We start from the raw sequence: 17,550 nt of genomic DNA, 5'->3' as shown, positions 1-17,550 counted from the left end.
CGACAAGGGGCGGGTAGGTGCAGAAAACTGCACCTCAGAAGCGCAGTTGACCGTATTACCGGGGGGCGCGCCGCTTCGTAGCGTCGGCGGCATGACGATATCGACGGGGGCCGAGCCCCTTTCCGGTCGGACGCCGTGGGCGGCCCGGCGACGGGACGTGGTGCTCTATCTCGGCGTGGCGTACGCCGGCATGTGGCTGGCCATGCTGCCGCTGCTGGTCGCCGGTTACCGCCGTGGCGACGCCCGGGAGGGGACGGGCCTGCTGGAGGAACTGTGCATCGGCGCCGCGATGTTCGCACCCGCGCTCGGCGCGGTCGTCGCCGTGCGGTACGTACGCGGGGGTGGGGGCGGGGTCGGGCGGGTGCGCGAGGCGCTGGCGTTGCGGTGGCCGAGGCCGTGGGGACGGGCGGTGCGGGAGTGTCTGACGGCCGTCGCCGTGCCCGCAGGGCTCACCGCCGCGGCCCTGGCCCTCGGGGCCCTCGCCGGCCGGTACCCCGTCGGCGAGGTGGGGTTGGGGGACGTGACGGGCTGGGCGGCCGGCGGGCTGGTGGGCATGGTGTTGTCGCTGCCCCTGTTCTTCGGTGAGGAACTGGGGTGGCAGGGCTACCTGTTCCCCCGCCTCCTGCGGGGTGACGGCCGGACGCGCCCGCTCCGGGCGTACCTGCTGACCGGCGCCGCCTTCGCCCTGTGGCACCTGCCCATGCTGCTCATGGGCGGGCAGTACCCGGGCCGGTCCTGGTACGTGTCCGTGCCCGCGATGGTGGTCAGCTGCACGCTGGTGCTGCCGGTCCTCACCTGGCTGCGGCTGCGTTCCGGCTCGGTGGTGCCCGCCGTCGTCGCCCACGCCTTCGTCAGCTCTCTGGGCGTGGGCATGGTCAAGCGGTTCGCCGCCCCGGGCGCCGCGCTCGATCCGCTGCACATGGGGCTCACCGGGTGGCCCGGCTGGATCGTCCTGGCCGCGTTCGTCGCCTTTCTGGCCCGCACGGGGCGGCTCCGGCCGGTGGACGGGACACGGACCGGGGCGGGGGCGGGGGCGAGGACGGACGCGAGCGGGCCGGCCGTCCTGGACCGGTTCTGACCGGAGCCCGCCAAGGACCGGTGGCCGGGGGGGGATTCGGGGCGGCCACCGGATGAGAAGTCCCAAACCGATGACCGAGGCCGACCCCGAAACCGAGACCGAGACCAGATGGAACCGACGACCGAGAAACAGATGGAGGAGACCCATGCCCGCATACGTCATCGTCGAGGCCGACGTGCTCGACGCCGAGGCCGCCGGCCGGTACCACCGGGCCGCCGAGCCGTCCATCCGCGCCCACGGCGGCCGTTACCTCGTGAAGGGCGGGGCGCCCGAGGCCGTCGAGGGGGAGCGGCCGGCGGCCCGCCTGATCGTCATCGAGTTCCCGGACCGGGAACGGATCAGGCGGTGGTACGCCTCGCCCGAGTACACCCGGGCGCGGGAGCTCCGGCGCACGGCGGTGCGGCTGCGGATGGTCGTTGCCGACGGCGTCGCGGAGTAGGCGGAGTAGGGGAGGTAGGCGGAGCAGGGGGCCTTGGCACCGGCCGGGCGGCACGCGGGCGCGTGGCGTTCGCCGCGCGGTGGGGCGCGATCCCCGAGGCGGGACGCGGTTGCCGAGGCGGGGCGCCCGGCTGCGTACGGCGCCATCGGGCGGCCGCTGCCCGTCGGCGCACGGGCGGCCGCCCAACGTCAGCCCACCCGCTTCACCCGCCCGCCTCACCCCACCCGCCTCACCCGATCCGCGCCGCCGTCCCCGACACCCGGACCCGGGGGTCGCCCGGGCGGAGGGTGACCTCCAGGACGCCCGGGCGCCCGAGGTCGTCGCCCTGGTGCAGGGTGAGCGTCGCGTCGTCGCCGACCAGGCCCCGCTCCCGCAGGTACGCGCCGAGGGCGGCGGCCGCCGCGCCCGTCGCGGGGTCCTCGACCACGCCGCCGACGGGGAACGGGTCACGGACGTGGAACACGGACTCGCCCTCGCGCCAGACGAGTTGCACCGTCGTGAGGTCCAGCTTCCGCATCAGCGCGGCCAGCCGGTCGAAGTCGTAGTCCAGGTCGGCGAGGCGTTCCCGGGTGGCCGCGCCGAGGACGAGGTGGCGGGCGCCCGCGTAGGCGACGCGCGGCGGGAAGGCCGGGTCGAGGTCGGCGGCCGGCCAGTCCAGGGCGGCCAGCGCCTCGGCGACGTCCTCCGGAGCTGCCTCCTCCGTGTGCGGCTCGACGGAGGTGAGGGTGGCGCGCAGGACGCCGTCGTGCTCGGTGACGGAGACCGGGACGGTGCCGGCCGGGGTGGTGAAGACGAACTCCCCGGCGCCGCGCCGCTCGGCCAGGGCCACGGCGGTGGCGACGGTGGCGTGGCCGCAGAAGGAGACCTCGGCCAGCGGGCTGAAGAAGCGGAGGGTGTACGACCGGTCCGGCTCGGCCGCGCCCTCGGGCGGCGCGGTGAGGAACCCGGTCTCGCTGTAGCCGAGTTCGGCGGCGATGCGCAGCAGCTCCGTGTCGTCGAGCCCGGCCGCGTCCAGGACGACGCCGGCGGGGTTGCCGCCCGCCGGGTCGGCGGAGAAGGCGGTGTAGCGCAGGACCTCGGCGGTGCCGGAGGAGGCGGGGGCCACGGGAGAGGCGGGAGCGGCGGTGCCGTCGGTCATCGTCATGGACACCACCAACCGGGCGTGGGTACCGGGTATTCCGGAGCCCCGCCCGGCTTTCCGTGCCGGTGCGGGGCCCGGGTGAACGGCGTCGTCCGCCGCTTCAGTGCACGGTCATCTCAGCGCACGAGCGCACGGCCCGCACCAGCGCACGCCGCCTCAGCACACGCCTGCCTCAGCACACGCACGCCTCAGCGCACGGCCGCCTCAGCACACGCACGCCTCAGCACACGCACGCCTCAACGCACGGCCGCCTCAGCGCACGCCCGCCCCAGCACACGCACGCCTCAGCGCACGGTCACGAAGACCGGCGCCGAGACCGCGCCGCCGCCCGTCACGCGGAGGGCGTTCTTGCCCTTGATGCCGAGCTTGACGCGCATCGAGTAGGCGGCGTTCTTGTTGACGGCGACCTTCGCGGGGAGGGAGACCCACTTGGCCCCCTGCTTCTGCTGCAGGACGACCGTCGTTCCCGCCTTGATGCCGGTGGCCTTGCCGCTGACGCGGAACTCCTGCCACGCCGCGACGGAGGCGACACTCGCCTGGGCGGTGAGCTCGGGCTTGGCCGCCGGGGCGGAAGCGGCCGCCGAGGCGGCGGGGATGGGGCTGGGGGACGCGAAGGCGGCGGCGGCACCCCCGGCGACGAGACCGGCGGTCAGGGCGCCGGCTATGGCGAAGCAGTAGGCACGGTTCATGACGTATTCCTCCCTGATGGACCCGATGGGTCTCGATGACCCGATGGCGGGGCTTCACTGGGGAATACGGGAAAAGAGCGATGTCGGTTGCACCGTGCATCGAACTCTTTTCCGAGGAACGCGTCGGAGGCGCCCGCAGGGGTCACATCCGGCCAACTCCCGCCAGTTCCCGCCGCCTCACGACGAGAACGAGAAGTTCGAGTGGTTCGTCGCGAGCTGGCGGTCGTCCGGCCCGTAGGCCGTCACCTGGAGCTGCCAGTGCACGGCGGGGTTGACCACGACGAAGGTCGGATGCCAGTTGGTCACGTCCCAGTTGAGGACCGGCGAACGGACGATGCTGTCGATGCTCAGGGTCTGCTTGGTGAGGTCGCTGTACGTGTGCCACCTGATGTAGGCGGTCCTGCCCTTCAGGCCGTTGAACGTGACGTTCACCTGCACCTTGGTGAGGCCGGTGCCGGCCGATCCCAGGGAGAGGACGCTGGTGACACTGGCCGAGACGCGCAGGGGCGCCGGCGCGGTCGTGTACGGCGGCGGGGTCGACGGGGGCGGGGTGGTCGACGGGGGCGTCCAGGGCGGCGAGGACGAGGGGGACGCCGACGGGCCGGAGGAGGCCGACGTCGAGGGGCCGACCGCCGGGCCGGTCGGCGGCGGGGGCGTCGGAGGCTGCGCCTTGCCGTCGTCGGAATGGCTCTGCAGCAGTACCGGCAGCAGCGCGCCGAGCACCACGGCCAGCCCACCGGTGACCCAGTAGGCCCAGACGCGGTGCCAGAACGGGTTCCCCGGTGGATCGGGTACGTGCGGTGGGTCTCCGGCGCTCATATCCGTCCCCCTCGGTATGGCCCCGGCATGTGCCTTTGGGCCGAGCGTGACGGGACGCTACTCCCGGAATCAGCCATTCAGGGAGGCGTATGAGGCGCACGGGCGAGCGCCCTTCCGGATGCCGCACGCCCCTGTAAGGGACCGGTTCCGGTTACGTCCATGACACCATGGAGAAATACTTGTACTAGCCATGGAGTAACGCATGAAGGAGCCCGCCACCGCTGCGCTGGAAGCGCCCGGGGACACCACGTCCGACCAGCCCATATCCTCCTCGGCCGGGACGTCGCCCGGCCGCCGGAACCGGCTGCTCGTCACCCTCGCCCTGGGCGGGCTCACGGCCGTGGCCCCGCTGTCCATGGACATGTACCTGCCGGCGCTCCCCGAGGTGACGGAATCGCTGGGGAGTCCCGCGGCCACCGTGCAGCTCACCCTCACCGCCTGCCTCATGGGCATGGCGGTGGGCCAGCTCGTCGTCGGCCCGATGAGCGACAAGTGGGGCCGCCGCCGGCCGTTGCTCGCGGGCATGGCGCTCTACGTCGTCGCCACCGTGCTCTGCGCCTTCGCTCCCAACGCGCCCCTGCTCATCGCGTTCCGCCTGGTCCAGGGCCTGGCCGGGGCGGCCGGCATCGTGATCGCGCGCGCCGTGGTGCGCGACCTGTACGACGGCGTGGCCATGGCCCGCTTCTTCTCCACCCTGATGCTGATCTCGGGCGTGGCCCCGGTCGTCGCGCCGCTCATCGGCGGACAGCTGCTGCGGTTCACGGACTGGCGCGGCGTCTTCGTCGTGCTCACCGGCATCGGGCTCGTCCTCACGTTCCTCGTGTACCGCTCCCTCGACGAGACCCTGCCGCCCGGCCGCCGGCAGTCCGGTGGCCTCGGCGAGACGCTGCGCGCGATGCGCGGCCTGCTCGCGGACCGTGCCTTCACCGGCTACATGCTCTCCGGCGGCTTCGCCTTCGCCGCCCTCTTCTCCTACATCTCGGCGTCGCCGTTCGTCATCCAGGACATCTACGGCGCCTCGCCGCAGACGTTCAGCCTGCTGTTCGGCCTCAACTCCATCGGCTTGGTCCTCGTCGGCCAGATCAACGGCAAGCTGCTGGTCGGCCGCGTCAGCCTGGACAAGACCCTCGGCTGGGGCCTCGCCGTGATCACCCTGGCCGCGGCGGCGCTCCTGGTCATGACCTCGGGCGTGCTCGGCGAGCCGGGCCTGGCCCCGGTCGCCGCCGGCCTGTTCGTCCTGATGGCCGCCATGGGCCTGGCCATGCCCAACACCAACGCCCAGGCGCTGATGCGCTCCGGCAACGCGGCGGGCTCCGCCTCCGCCCTGTTGGGCACCTCCACCTACCTCCTCGGCGCCATCGCCTCCCCCCTCGTCGGCATCGCCGGCGAACACACGGCCGTCCCGATGGCCGCCGTCCAGCTCGCCTGCGCGGTGGCGGCGGTACTCAGCTTCGCGCTGCTGTGCGGCTCGCGGGGCTCGCGCGGCTCGCGCGGGGGCGCGGCGGAGACGACGGGCGCGGCCGGCGCCCGAGCCACCGAGTAGCCCGGCCCGCGCGCCGCGCCGCACGCCTGCGCGCCGTGTGTCTTGGCGAGGGCCCGGGGCCCGCGGCGCTCGGGGCCCTCGGGCAGCGCACCCCGGCATCCCGGGAACGGCCGACGCGCGTGCTGTGCCTCCTACGAGACCGGTGCCGGCGGGAAGGCGTCGGCCTGGCGGCCGAGCAGCCGCGTTCCGCCGGGCCGGGCGGCCGAGCGCGCCCGTCCGCGCCATGCGCGAAGCGGTCGAAGCCGAGCCGACGGGGAACCGGCGGGACGGGACGTGCCGCCCCGCTCCCCGGGACGAAGACCGGAGCCGGGCCCGGCTGTGGCCGACGCGGACAGCCGGCACGTGCGCCAGACCCCGCCGCCGGCGCACCATAAGCCGCCCCGGGCACCGCCCGCCGCGCGCGCTGGCGTCCCCGGTGACGGGCGCGGCGCCGGTCCGTCCGCGGCGCGCCGCCTGACGGCCGGTGCCTCCGGCGGGCTGCGGCCCAGACCGCGCAGCCGCGCCGTTCGGCAGCCGGCCCCGGTGGTGAGTGTGGCGTCCGCCGTCGGATCGCAGCGCGCCCTCTGACAGCCCGTGCCTCCGGCGGGCCGCGCTGTCGGCCGAGTCCTACACAGTCACGCCGCCCGGCGACCCGAGGTCCGCTGGGCGACCCGCGTCCCCGCCATCCCGGCTGCTGCGCAGCCCCGGCTGCCGCGCCGCACCACCGGCCGCCCTGCCATTCCGGCTGCCCCGCCACCCGGCAGCCCCGCCGCCCCGGCAGTCGCGCCGCTCGGGAAGGAACGGACCGGGGCCCCGCCCCCCACCCCGTAAAATCCACCCAATGCACGCCCCCGAGAACACGCCGCCGACCGGCGAGAACCTCCGCGCCGCGCTCGCCGGACTGCTCGACGGTCTGCCGCCGCGGCAGGCCGCCCGGGCCGTCGAGCGGCTGATCGCCAACTACCGGGGGCGGACCCCGACCGACGCGCCGGTCCTGCGCGACCGTTCGGACGTCGCCGCCTACGCGGCCTACCGCATGCCCGCGACGTTCGAGGCCGTCCGGCACGCGCTGGAGGCGTTCCGGGACCGGGTGCCGGACTGGGCGCCCGCCTCGCACGTGGACCTCGGCGGCGGTACGGGGGCGGCGACCTGGGCCGTCGCGGCGGCGTGGCCGGCGGGGGAGCACCGGACCACCGTCCTGGACTGGGCGGAACCCGCCCTCGCCCTCGGCGCCGAGCTCGCCGGCACCGCCGCCTCGCCCGCGCTGCGCGCCGCGCGCTGGCAGCGGCAGGTCATCGGCGGCGGCCCGGCCGTCCCCGACGGCACCGACCTCGTCACCGTCTCCTACGTCCTCGGCGAACTCACCGACGACGCCCGGCGGTCCGTCGTCGACCAGGCCGCCCGCGCCCGCGCCGCGCTGATCGTCGAACCGGGCACCCCGGAGGGTTACCGCCGGGTGATCGAGGCCCGCGACCGGCTGATCGCGGCGGGCTTCGAGGTCGTCGCCCCCTGCCCGCACAGCGCCGCCTGCCCGATAGTGCCGGGCGCGGACTGGTGCCACTTCTCCGCCCGCGTCAGCCGCTCCTCCCTGCACCGGCAGGTCAAGGGCGGTTCGCTGGCGTACGAGGACGAGAAGTTCTCGTACGTCGCCGCCGTGCGGACCGGCGACGGCACGGACGGCCCGAGCGGCCTCTCCGGCGCCCGCGCCCGCGTCGTCCGCCGCCCGCAGATCCGCAAGGGGCAGGTCCTCCTGGAGCTGTGCACCCGCGACGAGGGGCTGCGCCGCGAGACGGTCACCAAGCGCCACGGCGACCTCTACCGCGCCGCGCGCGACGCGGACTGGGGCGACGCGTGGCCGCCGGAGGACGGCGAGGGCTGACCCGGGAGGGGCGGCGGCCGACCCGGGAAGGGCGAGGGCCGGGACCGGGAGGGGCGGGAGCCGGGGCTGGCCGGGCGGAGCCGGGCCCGGGATATTCGCTGGTCCGCAGCCCGGCCGCCCTTGTACGGTGGCCACGCGACCGCGCCTCCGATGCGCTCGGCCGCGGCTACTTCCTTCCGAAACCAAGTGACGCCGCGGCCCTCTCTGATCTCGGCAGGCGCGGGCGCCTCCGTATTCCTGCGCTCCACCCTTTGAATCCGGGGGGATTCACTGCCTCGTCACACCCCGCGCGTCTCCAAGCACTGGCCCGAGATGCTCGTGGCCCCGCACATCGCGGCGGCGGCCGCCCGCTCCCAGCCCCCACCACGGACACACCACGGTCCCGCCGTCCCGGGTCTCCGTACGTACGAGGGCGGCCCGGCCTTCGTCCGGGAGCCGCGCGAGGAGCTCTTCCTCCTCGCGGTCGCAAACTTCGTCTCCCAGAACACCTTTTACGAGAGCGGCGAGGAGCGGGACGGCCGCTACACCCGCCTCGTCGGGGAACTCGCCGTCCGGGACCCCGCGTGGACGGCCGGCCTGCTGCGCTGGCTGCGCGGCGAGGGCAACCTGCGGACGGCGTCCCTGGTCGGCGCCGCCGCGTACGTACGGGCCCGCCTCGAAGCCGGAGCGCAGGACGGCCCGTCCAACCGGTCCGTGATCGACTCGGTGCTGCAACGCGCCGACGAGCCCGGCGAGCTGCTCGCCTACTGGACCGCGGCGTACGGGCGGAACGTTCCGCAGCCCGTGAAGCGGGGCGTCGCCGACGCCGTCCGCCGGCTGTACACGTCCCGGTCGGTGCTCAAGTACGACACCGCGTCCAAGGCGTTCCGCTTCGGCGACGTCCTCAACCTCGTGCACGCCGCGCCCGACCCGGCCAAGCCCTGGCAGGGCGACCTCTTCCGGTACGCCCTGGACCGCCGCCACCACCCGGAACAGTCCGTTCCGCCGGCCTCCGACCGGCTGCTGACCGCCCACCGCGCGCTCGCTGAGACGCCCGCGGACGAGCGGCGGGCGCTGGTGACCGGGCCGGACGGCGCCGAGCGGCTCGCCGCGGCGGGCATGACGTGGGAGGCGCTGGCCGGCTGGCTCGGCGGCCCGCTGGACGCCGCCGTCTGGGAGGCCGTGATCCCCTCGATGGGCCCGATGGCGCTGCTGCGGAACCTGCGCAACTTCGACGAGGCGGGGGTCCCGGACGACGTCGCCGCCCGGGTCGCGGAACGGCTCTCGGACGCCTCCGAGGTCGCCCGGTCCCGGCAGTTCCCCTTCCGCTACCTGGCCGCCCACCGGCACGCGCCGTCGCCGCGCTGGGCGGACGCGCTGGAACGGGCGCTGGGCCACTCCCTGGCCAACGTCCCGTCGCTGCCCGGCCGGACGCTGATCCTGGTGGACCGGTCCGACTCGATGTTCTGGGACACGGTCTCCGAGCGGTCCAAGCTGACCCGGGCGGACGCGGCGGCCGTGTTCGGCACCGCCCTTGCCCTGCGCTCCGAGCGGGCGGACCTGGTGGAGTTCGGCTGGGGGAGCGGAGAGGTGCCGTTCGCGCCGGGCGAGCCGGTGCTCGACGTGCTGAAACGGTTCCACCGCCTCGGCGGCACCCACACCGCGAAGGCGGTGCGGGCCCACTTCCGCGGCCACCACGACCGCGTCCTGATCGTCACCGACGAGCAGATCTCCCCCTCCTACGCCCCCTACGGCCCCGGCGGGCCGACCGAGGCGATCCCCGCCGACGTCCCCGTCTACACCTGGAACCTGGCGGGCTACCAGCCCGCCCACGGTCCCACCGGCCCCCACCGCCACACCTTCGGCGGCCTCACGGACGCCGCGTTCCGCATGGTCGGCCTCATCGAGGCCGGGAGAGAGACGGCCTGGCCGTGGGCTGCCGTCGATCCGGCCCCACCGGGCGGTGAACCGGCTGCCGTTCCGGGGTAGGGGGGCGCGTACCGCGACGGCACGAACCGGCCGGCGTGCAGGGTGGACGCGCGGCGGCCCGGAGTTGCCGGGGGGCCGGCGGGGAAACCGGCCGCCGGGCGGTGGCCGACGGGGCGTCCCCCACGCCCACGCCCACGCTCGGGCCGGAGCGCCGGAGACGGCCCGCCGAAGGCCGGAGGCGGCCCGCCGGAACGCCGGTCAGGCCAGGGGACCCGGTTCCGCCACCGCCCGGGAGCGCCGGCCGTGATGATCGTCCTCGCCGTGTTCGCGTTCCGGTTCGCCCTGGCGGGGATCCGGACCCTGCCGCCGCCCGCACGGGCGTGTCACCCGGCGGAGCCACCCGGACGTCGGCGCCCGCCCGACGCTCCGGGCGGTCCACCTGCCCGAGCGGCCCCATGCCCGTACCCCCAACCGGTCCGGCCGGTACCGGCGCCCGGTTCCGCTGCCGCGTCCGCCGCGTCCGCCGCGCCCCGGCCCGACCGGCAGCACCCGGAAGGCCCCCGGTCAGCGCGTCAACGCAGCTCCTGCGTGCAGCACTTCACGCTGCCGCCACCCTTCAGCAGCTCGCCCAGGTCCATGCCGATCGGCTCGAAGCCGCGCTCCCGGAGCGGGCCGAAGAGGCCGACGGCCGCCTGGGGGAGGAGGACGTGGCGGCCGTCGCTGACCGCGTTGAGGCCGAGCGCCGCCGCGTCCTCCGCGTCGGCGACGAGCGCGTCGGGGAAGAGGCGTTCCAGGACGGCCCGGCTGCCGGGGGAGAAGGCGCCGGGGTAGTACATGATCTCGTCGGCGGCCGCGTCGAGGACGCAGAGGGCCGTGTCGAGGTGGTAGTAGCGGGGGTCGATCAGGTCCAGGCCGATGACGGGACGGCCGAAGAACTCCTGTGCCTCGGGGTGCGAGAGGGGACTGCTGCGGAAGCCGCGGCCGGCGAGCAGCCAGGAGTCGGTGACGGCGAAGTCGCCCTCGCCCTCGTTGATGTGCTCGGGCTCGCGGACGACGGAGTAGCCGTGCGAGCGGAACCACTCCGCGTGCACCGCCGCCTCGGCGGCGCGCTGCGGGTGGGCGAAGCGGGCGCCGAGGACGCGGCCCTCGACGACGGTGGCGCCGTTCGCCGCGTACACCATGTCGGGGAGGTCCGGGCGGGGTTCGAGCTCCTCCACGGTGTGGCCGAGGGCGCGGTAGCGGTCGCGGAGGGTTTCCCACTGCGTGAGGGCGAGCGGCAGATCGACCGGCTTGGCCGGGTCCATCCACGGGTTGATCGAGTAGGTGACCTTGAAGTGGGCGGGCGGGCACATCAGATAACGGCGGGGACTCGCCGCCCGTGGTGCTGCGGTACGCAAGTCGCGCTCCTCACGGTGGTGTTGGGCACGTACGCGACGAGCGTACGTGCCCAAATCGTCCACGCTGGGCGGCGATCGCGCATGAACCGTACGGGTGGTTTACGCACGGGGCGTCACGCCCCCGTGGTACCGCCCCGTCCTTCCCGCAACGCGCGCAGCAGCTCCCGCTTCTGCGCGAGGGGGTCGGCGCCCCGGCCGGCCCCGCCGGACCCGCCGCCGCGCAGCGCCTTGCGCGAGAGGTTGCTGCGGGTTCCGCCCACGCCGAGCATTCCGCCGTTTCCCCGGGTCATGTCGGGCTCCTTCCGTCGGTGTCTCGCACTTGCTTGAGACGAGACGTCTCGTCTCGCGATGACTCCGTTATTAGGCCATGCCGCACCCCGCCCCGTCAACCCCCAACGAGACGAAACGTCTCGCCTCACTCAACCGCTACCCTGCCCCCATGGCCACTACCAAGACCCCGCCCGACGCCAACCGTCGCAGCGAGCGTTCCCGTCGCGCGATCCTGGAAGCCGCCCTCGAACTCACCGGCGAGACCGGCTACCAGCGGCTCACCATCGAGGCCATCGCCGCCCGCGCCGGCGTCGGCAAGCAGACGATCTACCGCTGGTGGCCCTCCAAGGCCGCCGTCCTCCTCGACGCCTTCGTCGCCCTCGGCGAGGACGCCGCCGAGGGCCACACCGAGCTCCCCGACACGGGCGACCTGGAGGCCGACCTCAAGCTCGTCCTCCGCGCCACCGTCGACGAACTCAACAGTCCGCGCTACGACGCGCCTTCGCGCGCCCTCGCCGCCGAGAGCGTCGTCAACCCCGACCTCTGCGCGCAGTTCACCAGGGCGGTCCTCGAACCGCAGCTCCAGCTGTACGTCACCCGGCTGCGCGCCGCCCAGGAGGCCGGACAGGCCGACCCGGACGTGGACCCGCGCATCGCCCTGGAACTGCTCGTCGGCCCGCTCGCCCACCGCTGGATGCTGCGGACCCAGCCCCTCACCCACGCCTACGCCGACGCCGTCGTCGAGATCACCCTGCGCGGACTCGCCCCGCGGCCCTGAGCCCCGTGCTCAGCCCGGCTCGCCCACCCGCCGAGCCGCGGGAGCGGTCCGTGTCACACCCCCGGATGCGCCCGACGGTCACGCCGGGCGCCGGATGGTGGCAGCATTGAGCGGAGACCGCGGTCGAAGTGAGGGGATAGATGGAACGCAAGAGCAGATTCTCCCAGTGGCTGCGCCGCCCCAGGAGCGGAGCGGGCGGCGATACGGGTGCGGGGGCGGCCACCGGTGCCGCCCGCGAGGAACTGCTCCTGGCCGCGGCCGCCGCCGGGTTCCCCCTGGCCCCGGCCGCCCACCCCTCCGGCTACGGGTGTTCGTGCGAACGCATCGGCTGTCCCACCCCGGGGCGACATCCCGTCTCCTTCGCCTGGCAGACCCTCGCCACCACCGACCCGGAGAAGGTCGCCAAATGGCTCCGGGCCCAGCCCGAGGCCAACTTCGTCACCGCCACCGGCATGGCCCACGACGTCCTGGACGTCCCCGCCGAGGCCGGCCGCAAGGCGCTGGACCGGCTCACGGCCGCCGGCGTCGAGGTCGGCCCCGTCGCCACCGTCGCCCCCGACCGCATGCTCTTCTTCACCGCCACCCGCGGCACCCCGGACGACGAGGACGAGTGGTGGCCCTGCGAGCTCGACTGCCACCCCGAGACCCTCGACGAGCACCCCGGGCTGCGCTGGCACTGCCGCGGCAGCTACGTCCTCCTGCCGCCCTCCCGCCTTCCCGGCGACGACGCGTACGTGGCCTGGCTGCTGGGTCCGGAACGGCCGCTGCCGGATCCGCTGACGCTGCTGGAGACGCTGACGGACGCGTGCGCGCAGTACGCGGGCGACCGGCCGGACCACGAGCACCACGCGGCCTGGCCCATCGGACGCTGACGGCCTCCGCGCTCGCCGCTGACGGCCTCCGCGCTCCCTTACTCGCCCTTCGCCGCTATCAGCGACTCGATCCGGTTCAGGAACCTCACCCGGGACGCCGCCCCCTTCACCCGCTCCCTCTTCGCCGGCACCCGCACCGCCGACTCCGACACCCGCGTGTACGTGATCGCCGTCGAGAGCCGCCCCGTCAGCAGCGACTTCGTCCGCTGCTCGGTGACGGCGGGGCGCACGCCCTTCGCCATGGTCCGCTTCTCGCGGTGGTGGGCGGTGAAGAAGACGACCGCGCCGCCGTCGGCCGTGCGCAGGGCCAGCGGCGGGAAGCCGGGCGACCGCTCGGGGGTGTCGATCCAGTCCGTCCAGAACGTGGGCGTCCGCGCGAGCTTGGCGCGGTCGGCCCGCAGCTGGGTGGTGGCGAGGTCGGGGGCGAAGGCGTCGCCCTTCCCCGTCCGCAGGAAGCCGGTGTACGCGCCGCTGACCGCGTCAGGGTCCAGCGCCAGTCCGGACGGCTCGTCGGCCCGCGCCGGCACGGCCTCCGCCCAGCCGTCCCCGTCCGTCCGGAACGCCGGGACCGTGCCCGGCGCGTGCAGCGTCAGGTAGGCGGCCTTCCACGGGTCCTTGGCGCTGTCACACGTGAACACCACCAGCCACCGGTTCCTGTCCCGGTTGCTGAGGGTGTCGGCGACGAAGAACTTGGGCCAGCCGGCCGACTTGGGAATGGCGAACCGGGCGTCCCGCAGTTCCAGCGCGGGATAGCCCGGGTTGCCCTTGGGCAGCAGCTTGCGCTGCGCGGTCACGTCGGCGCGGCCGATCTCGGCGAGGGCGCCGGTCTCGACCCGGTCCACGAGGGCCGGGTCGAGCGCGCGGTAGGCCTTGGTGTAGCCGGCGGTGAAGTCGCCGAGGACCTTGGCGGCCTCAGCCTTGTCCACCGCCGGGACGATCTCCCGCTCGCCGTGCACCGTCATGCAGCCGGTCGTCAGCAGCGCCGGCAGCAGGAGCAGCGGGACCAGCCGAGCCGGCCACGGCGGTAGCCGCAGAAGACGCGGGAGCCGCAGAAGACGCGGGAGCCGCAGAAGACGCGGGAGCCGCAGAAGACGCGGGAGCCGCGGAAGACGCGGACGCGTCCGACGTCGCATCGGCGTTGGCCTCCTCGGTGGCTGCGCTGCCTGCGGTGGCTGCGGTGGCTGCTCGGGACGGCGCCACACTACCGGGACGGGACGGCCGGAAGAACAGCAGCAGGGTCGGCACCAGATACAGCGCCCACACCCACACCTGCAGCTTCGTCGGATCCGGCTGGAAGTTGAAGACGCCCTTCAGCAGCGTCCCGTACCAGCTGTCGACCGGCACCTGCTCACTGACGTCGAACGCCTTCGCGTTCAGCCCCGGCAGGACGTCGGCCTCCTGGAGGTCGTGGAAGCCGTACGCGAGCACGCCCGCGGCCACCACGATCAGCATGGCGCCGGTCCAGGTGAAGAATTTCGCCAGGTTGATCCTCAGGGCGCCCCGGTAGAACAGCCAGCCCAGCACCACCGCGGTCAGCAGCCCGAGCAGCGCGCCGACCAGCGGCCGCACCCCGTCGTCGGTGGCCTGCACCGCCGTCCAGATGAACAGCGCGGTCTCCAGCCCCTCCCGGCCCACCGCCAGGAACGCCGTCACCACCAGCGCGGTGGTGCCCATCGCCAGCGCCGCGTCCAGCTTGCCGTGCAGCTCCCGCTTCAGGTGCCGCGCGGTGCGCCGCATCCAGAAGACCATCCACGTCACCAGGCCCACGGCGATGACGGACAGCGAGCCGCCCAGCATCTCCTGCGCCTCGAACGTCATGGTCCGCGAGCCGTACTGGAGCACGGCCCCGAAGCCCATGCTGAGCAGCACGGCCGCGGCGATGCCGAGCCAGACCGGCCGCAGGGCGTCCCTGCGGCCGCTCTTGACCAGGTAGGCGACGAGGATGCAGACGACCAGGCTGGCCTCCAGCCCCTCGCGCAGGCCGATCAGGTAGTTGCCGAACACGCGGCGCCTCCTTCTTGTGCGGGGCCGTCAGCCGAACAGCGCCCGGCCCCACCAGTCGTCCTTGTCGCGGACGCCCGGCGGGACGGCGAAGACGGCCGAACCCACGTGCTGGATGTACTCGTTGAGGGCGTCCGAACGCGACAGTCGGGTCTGGATCGGCACGAAGCCGTCCCGGACGTCGCGCTGGTAGGCGATGAAGAACAGTCCGGCGTCGAGCCGGCCCAGGCCGTCGGTGCCGTCCGTGAAGGAGTAGCCGCGGCGCAGGATCGTCGCCCCCGCGTTGCTGTCGGGGTGGGCGAGGCGGACGTGCGCGTCCGGCTTCATCACCCGCAGGTTGGGCTCCTCGCGCTCCTTGCGCTTGCCCAGCGGCGCGCCCTCGGCCTTGTCGCGGCCGAAGACGTCCTCCTGCTCCTTGAGCGAGGTCCGGTCCCAGGTCTCGATGTGCATCCGGATGCGCCGGGCGACGAGGTACGAGCCGCCGGCCATCCAGCCGTCGCCGTCCTTCTCGCCGACCCACACGAACTTGTCGAGCCGGTCGGTCTCGGTGCCCGCGATGTTCCGGGTGCCGTCCTTGAAGCCCATCATGTTGCGCGGCGTCATGGCGTCCGGCGTGGTCGACGAGGTCTTGCCGAAGCCCAGCTGCGACCAGCGGATCGCCACCCGGCCCATGCCGATGCGGGCCAGGTTGCGGATCGCGTGCACCGCGACCTGCGGGTCGTCCGCGCACGCCTGGACGCAGAGGTCGCCGCCGCTGCGGGCCGCGTCCAGGTTGTCGCCGGGGAACGTCGGCAGGTCGATCAGGGCCTTGGGGCGGCGGCCCTTGAGGCCGAACCGGTCCTTGCCGTCCTTCTCGAACAGGGTCGGCCCGACGCCGAACGTGAGCGTCAGCCGCGACGGCTTGAGGCCCAGGGCCTCGCCGGTGTCGTCCGGCGGCAGCTCGTCGTTCTCGCTGATCGCGCCCTCGCCGACCTCGTGGCCCGCGGTCATCCGGGCGGCGGCGGCCGTCCACTCCTTCAGCAGCTTGATCAGCTGCTCGCGGTCGTCCGTGCGCACGTCGAAGGCGGCGAAGTGCAGCCGGTCCTGGACGGGCGTGGCGATGCCGGCCTGGTGGGGGCCGTAGAACGGGACGGCCTCGCCCTCGGCGGCGGCCGGCGCGGCGTCGTCGTCGAGCCGCAGGGCCGCGGCCGTGCCGCCGGCCGCGGCGGCGCCGAACGCCAGCCCGGCGCCGCCCCAGCCGAGCAGGGTGCGGCGGGACGGCTTCCGGCCGGTGCGCTTCTCGTCCGTGCCGTCGCCCGCCGGCTCCTCGGGGCGGTCTTCTGCCTTGGTGTCGATCGCGTCGGTCATCGTCTGCCCCCGGTTACTTCGCGACGGCGCCGGCGAGCTTGGACAGCGGCTCGGCGAGGGCGTTGACGGCGTCCGACAGCTTCTTGCGGTCGTCCTTGCCGACGGAGTCGTACGCCTTGAAGGAGTCGCCGTCGCGGTAGTCGCCGAGCAGCTTCTTCAGGTCGCCGAACTGCTTGTCGAGCTCCTTGACGAGCGCGGCGTCGTTCTTGGCCGCGACGGGCTTCAGCAGCTCGTACGACTTCTCGGCGCCCTCCACGTTGGCCTGGAAGTCGTCCAGGTCGGTGTGGCTGTAGCGCTCCTCCTCGCCGGTGACCTTGCCGGTGGCCACCTCGTCGAGCAGCTCCTTGGCGCCGTTGGCCATGCTGGTGGCGGTGATGTCGGCCTTGCCGACCCGCTTCTGCCAGTCGACGAGGTCCTTCATCAGCTGGTCGGCGAGGGCCTTGTCCTCGTCAGTGATCTTCTTGCCGTCCCAGAGCGACTTCTCCAGCTTGTGCCAGCCGGTCCACTTCTGGCCCTTCTCCAGGCCGTCCTCGCGGACGTCGACCTTGGGGTCGATGTCGCCGAAGGACTCGGCGACCGGCTCGGTCCGCTCCCAGCCGAGGCGGGACGGGGCGTACGCCTTCTTCGCCGCGTCGAGGTCGCCCGCCTTGACGGCGTCGGCGAACTTCTGCGCGAGCGGGATGGTCGCGTCGGCCTGCTCCTGGGCGTACTTGCGGTACTCCGCGACGGCCTTGTCGAGCGCCGGGTCGGTCTTCTTCTCCTTGCCGTCGCCGCCGGTGACGGTGATCTTCTGGCGGATTCCGTCGCCCTTCATCCCCGGCTTGCAGGCGATTTCGTAGGAGCCGGGCTTCTTGATCGTCGCGGTGATCTCGGTCTTGAAGTCCGGGCCGATGTTCTCCCGCTCGGTGACGATCCGGTCGTCCGCGGCGTAGACGTACACCTCGGTGACCTTGGAGCCCTTGTTGTGGACCTTGATCTTCACGTCGCCGGCGGGGAACGAGGTCTTCGAAACCTCGCACTTGTCGTCCGAGGCGGTCACGCGGATCACGTCGTCGTCGCCGGCGTCCGACTTCTCAGCGCAACCGGACACGACGGCCAGGGCCGCCGCCGCGGCGACGACGGTGACAGCGGAGGAGCGGAAGGCTCGCATAGGGGCTCCAGGCGGGCTTGGAAGTCGGAATACCTGCCTTTTCATCACATCTCCGTCACAAAGGGAGGCGATGTGGCTGAAAAGACACCTCTAATAAGGCCGACCTAACTTATCTGAGCCTTGCCTGAGTCGTTCCCCAAAGTGCACGTGATCCTGCTCTCACGCGGCAAAATCTCGTCCAACCCGTTTTCTTGATCACTTGAGCCTGTCCTGCCTCTTGCGTCACGGCGGGGTGGTGGGTGGTCGGGGGGTAGCCGGGG

Annotated in this window: 16 protein-coding genes; 7 read left to right on the top strand and 9 right to left on the bottom strand. The window is 73.7% G+C overall.

The genetic code is table 11. The features are described 5' to 3' along the window. Positions 1 to 91: 91 nt before the first annotated feature. Positions 92 to 1,078 (top strand): CPBP family intramembrane glutamic endopeptidase, encoded by a 987-nt coding sequence (locus JNW98_RS06280; protein ID WP_223767065.1) that lies wholly within the window; start codon positions 92 to 94, stop codon positions 1,076 to 1,078. 145 nt (positions 1,079 to 1,223) lie between these two features. After that, a complete protein-coding gene (locus JNW98_RS06275) occupies positions 1,224 to 1,517 on the top strand; it encodes a DUF1330 domain-containing protein (protein WP_223767064.1) in 294 nt (97 codons plus the stop codon). 229 nt (positions 1,518 to 1,746) lie between these two features. Here the strand turns inward: JNW98_RS06275 and JNW98_RS06270 are convergent, their stop codons facing one another. From JNW98_RS06270 to JNW98_RS06260, 3 genes are all read right to left on the bottom strand, one after another. Next, positions 1,747 to 2,655, bottom strand: a complete 909-nt coding sequence (locus tag JNW98_RS06270) for a PhzF family phenazine biosynthesis protein (RefSeq protein WP_223767094.1) — start codon at positions 2,653 to 2,655, stop codon at positions 1,747 to 1,749. Positions 2,656 to 2,942: 287 nt separating this feature from the next. Then, positions 2,943 to 3,347: a hypothetical protein gene (locus JNW98_RS06265; protein WP_223767063.1), complete on the bottom strand. Its 405-nt coding sequence runs from the start codon at positions 3,345 to 3,347 to the stop codon at positions 2,943 to 2,945. Between the two features lie 177 nt (positions 3,348 to 3,524). Beyond that, positions 3,525 to 4,166, bottom strand: a complete 642-nt coding sequence (locus JNW98_RS06260) for a hypothetical protein (RefSeq protein ID WP_223767062.1) — start codon at positions 4,164 to 4,166, stop codon at positions 3,525 to 3,527. A 202-nt stretch (positions 4,167 to 4,368) separates the two neighbouring features. On the opposite strand from JNW98_RS06260, the gene JNW98_RS06255 reads away from it, so the two are divergent. From JNW98_RS06255 to JNW98_RS06245, 3 genes are all read left to right on the top strand, one after another. Continuing rightward, a complete protein-coding gene (locus tag JNW98_RS06255; protein WP_223767061.1) occupies positions 4,369 to 5,709 on the top strand; it encodes a multidrug effflux MFS transporter in 1,341 nt (446 codons plus the stop codon). An 820-nt stretch (positions 5,710 to 6,529) separates the two neighbouring features. Continuing rightward, the gene (locus tag JNW98_RS06250; protein ID WP_223767060.1) at positions 6,530 to 7,567 is read left to right on the top strand and encodes a small ribosomal subunit Rsm22 family protein; all 1,038 of its coding nucleotides are present in this window, start codon (positions 6,530 to 6,532) and stop codon (positions 7,565 to 7,567) included. Positions 7,568 to 7,879: 312 nt separating this feature from the next. Beyond that, positions 7,880 to 9,535: a TROVE domain-containing protein gene (locus JNW98_RS06245; protein WP_223767059.1), complete on the top strand. Its 1,656-nt coding sequence runs from the start codon at positions 7,880 to 7,882 to the stop codon at positions 9,533 to 9,535. A 512-nt stretch (positions 9,536 to 10,047) separates the two neighbouring features. Here JNW98_RS06245 and ddaH read toward each other — a convergent pair. Further along, a complete protein-coding gene (gene ddaH, locus JNW98_RS06240; RefSeq protein WP_372459175.1) occupies positions 10,048 to 10,872 on the bottom strand; it encodes a dimethylargininase in 825 nt (274 codons plus the stop codon). A 113-nt stretch (positions 10,873 to 10,985) separates the two neighbouring features. Next, the gene (locus JNW98_RS06235) at positions 10,986 to 11,162 is read right to left on the bottom strand and encodes a DUF6243 family protein (protein WP_223767058.1); all 177 of its coding nucleotides are present in this window, start codon (positions 11,160 to 11,162) and stop codon (positions 10,986 to 10,988) included. A gap of 149 nt (positions 11,163 to 11,311) precedes the next feature. Here JNW98_RS06235 and JNW98_RS06230 point away from each other — a divergent pair, with 149 nt between their 5' ends. Both JNW98_RS06230 and JNW98_RS06225 read left to right on the top strand, forming a co-directional pair. Next, complete coding sequence (locus JNW98_RS06230; RefSeq protein WP_223767057.1) at positions 11,312 to 11,920, top strand: TetR/AcrR family transcriptional regulator; 609 nt, start codon at positions 11,312 to 11,314, stop codon at positions 11,918 to 11,920. Between the two features lie 140 nt (positions 11,921 to 12,060). Beyond that, positions 12,061 to 12,792: a bifunctional DNA primase/polymerase gene (locus tag JNW98_RS06225; RefSeq protein WP_004938886.1), complete on the top strand. Its 732-nt coding sequence runs from the start codon at positions 12,061 to 12,063 to the stop codon at positions 12,790 to 12,792. 38 nt (positions 12,793 to 12,830) lie between these two features. Here the strand turns inward: JNW98_RS06225 and JNW98_RS06220 are convergent, their stop codons facing one another. From JNW98_RS06220 to efeO, 4 genes are read right to left on the bottom strand one after another with little or no spacing between them, the layout of a single operon-like run. After that, positions 12,831 to 13,799 carry an SCO2278 family lipoprotein gene (locus JNW98_RS06220; protein ID WP_504754414.1) on the bottom strand — a complete coding sequence of 323 codons (969 nt, stop codon included), beginning with the start codon at positions 13,797 to 13,799 and terminating at the stop codon, positions 12,831 to 12,833. Then, a complete protein-coding gene (gene efeU / locus JNW98_RS06215) occupies positions 13,705 to 14,796 on the bottom strand; it encodes an iron uptake transporter permease EfeU (protein WP_223767055.1) in 1,092 nt (363 codons plus the stop codon). Before efeU ends, JNW98_RS06220 begins: the two co-directional genes overlap by 95 nt. Positions 14,797 to 14,823: 27 nt before the next feature. Beyond that, positions 14,824 to 16,140, bottom strand: coding sequence for an iron uptake transporter deferrochelatase/peroxidase subunit (gene efeB, locus JNW98_RS06210; RefSeq protein ID WP_223767054.1), 1,317 nt, complete (start codon positions 16,138 to 16,140; stop codon positions 14,824 to 14,826). A gap of 13 nt (positions 16,141 to 16,153) precedes the next feature. After that, on the bottom strand, positions 16,154 to 17,290 hold the full coding sequence (gene efeO / locus JNW98_RS06205) for an iron uptake system protein EfeO (RefSeq protein ID WP_223767053.1): 1,137 nt from the start codon (positions 17,288 to 17,290) through the stop codon (positions 16,154 to 16,156). Between the last annotated feature and the right edge of the window lie 260 nt (positions 17,291 to 17,550).

Source organism: Streptomyces huiliensis (genome assembly GCF_020037025.1).
Taxonomy (GTDB): Bacteria; Actinomycetota; Actinomycetes; order Streptomycetales; family Streptomycetaceae; genus Streptomyces; species Streptomyces huiliensis.
Note: the sequence above shows the minus strand (reverse complement) of the source record. Positions and strands in the feature narration are given on the sequence as shown.

What these genes read in the sequence shown, in the direction of transcription:
- JNW98_RS06280 (WP_223767065.1), top strand. Translation starts at nt 92, where the DNA reads ATGACGATATCGACGGGGGCCGAGCCCCTTTCCGGTCGGACGCCGTGG.
- JNW98_RS06275 (WP_223767064.1), top strand. Translation starts at nt 1,224, where the DNA reads ATGCCCGCATACGTCATCGTCGAGGCCGACGTGCTCGACGCCGAGGCC.
- JNW98_RS06270 (WP_223767094.1), bottom strand. Translation starts at nt 2,655, where the DNA reads ATGACCGACGGCACCGCCGCTCCCGCCTCTCCCGTGGCCCCCGCCTCC.
- JNW98_RS06265 (WP_223767063.1), bottom strand. Translation starts at nt 3,347, where the DNA reads ATGAACCGTGCCTACTGCTTCGCCATAGCCGGCGCCCTGACCGCCGGT.
- JNW98_RS06260 (WP_223767062.1), bottom strand. Translation starts at nt 4,166, where the DNA reads ATGAGCGCCGGAGACCCACCGCACGTACCCGATCCACCGGGGAACCCG.
- JNW98_RS06255 (WP_223767061.1), top strand. Translation starts at nt 4,369, where the DNA reads ATGAAGGAGCCCGCCACCGCTGCGCTGGAAGCGCCCGGGGACACCACG.
- JNW98_RS06250 (WP_223767060.1), top strand. Translation starts at nt 6,530, where the DNA reads ATGCACGCCCCCGAGAACACGCCGCCGACCGGCGAGAACCTCCGCGCC.
- JNW98_RS06245 (WP_223767059.1), top strand. Translation starts at nt 7,880, where the DNA reads ATGCTCGTGGCCCCGCACATCGCGGCGGCGGCCGCCCGCTCCCAGCCC.
- JNW98_RS06235 (WP_223767058.1), bottom strand. Translation starts at nt 11,162, where the DNA reads ATGACCCGGGGAAACGGCGGAATGCTCGGCGTGGGCGGAACCCGCAGC.
- JNW98_RS06230 (WP_223767057.1), top strand. Translation starts at nt 11,312, where the DNA reads ATGGCCACTACCAAGACCCCGCCCGACGCCAACCGTCGCAGCGAGCGT.
- JNW98_RS06225 (WP_004938886.1), top strand. Translation starts at nt 12,061, where the DNA reads ATGGAACGCAAGAGCAGATTCTCCCAGTGGCTGCGCCGCCCCAGGAGC.
- efeB (WP_223767054.1), bottom strand. Translation starts at nt 16,140, where the DNA reads ATGACCGACGCGATCGACACCAAGGCAGAAGACCGCCCCGAGGAGCCG.
- efeO (WP_223767053.1), bottom strand. Translation starts at nt 17,290, where the DNA reads ATGCGAGCCTTCCGCTCCTCCGCTGTCACCGTCGTCGCCGCGGCGGCG.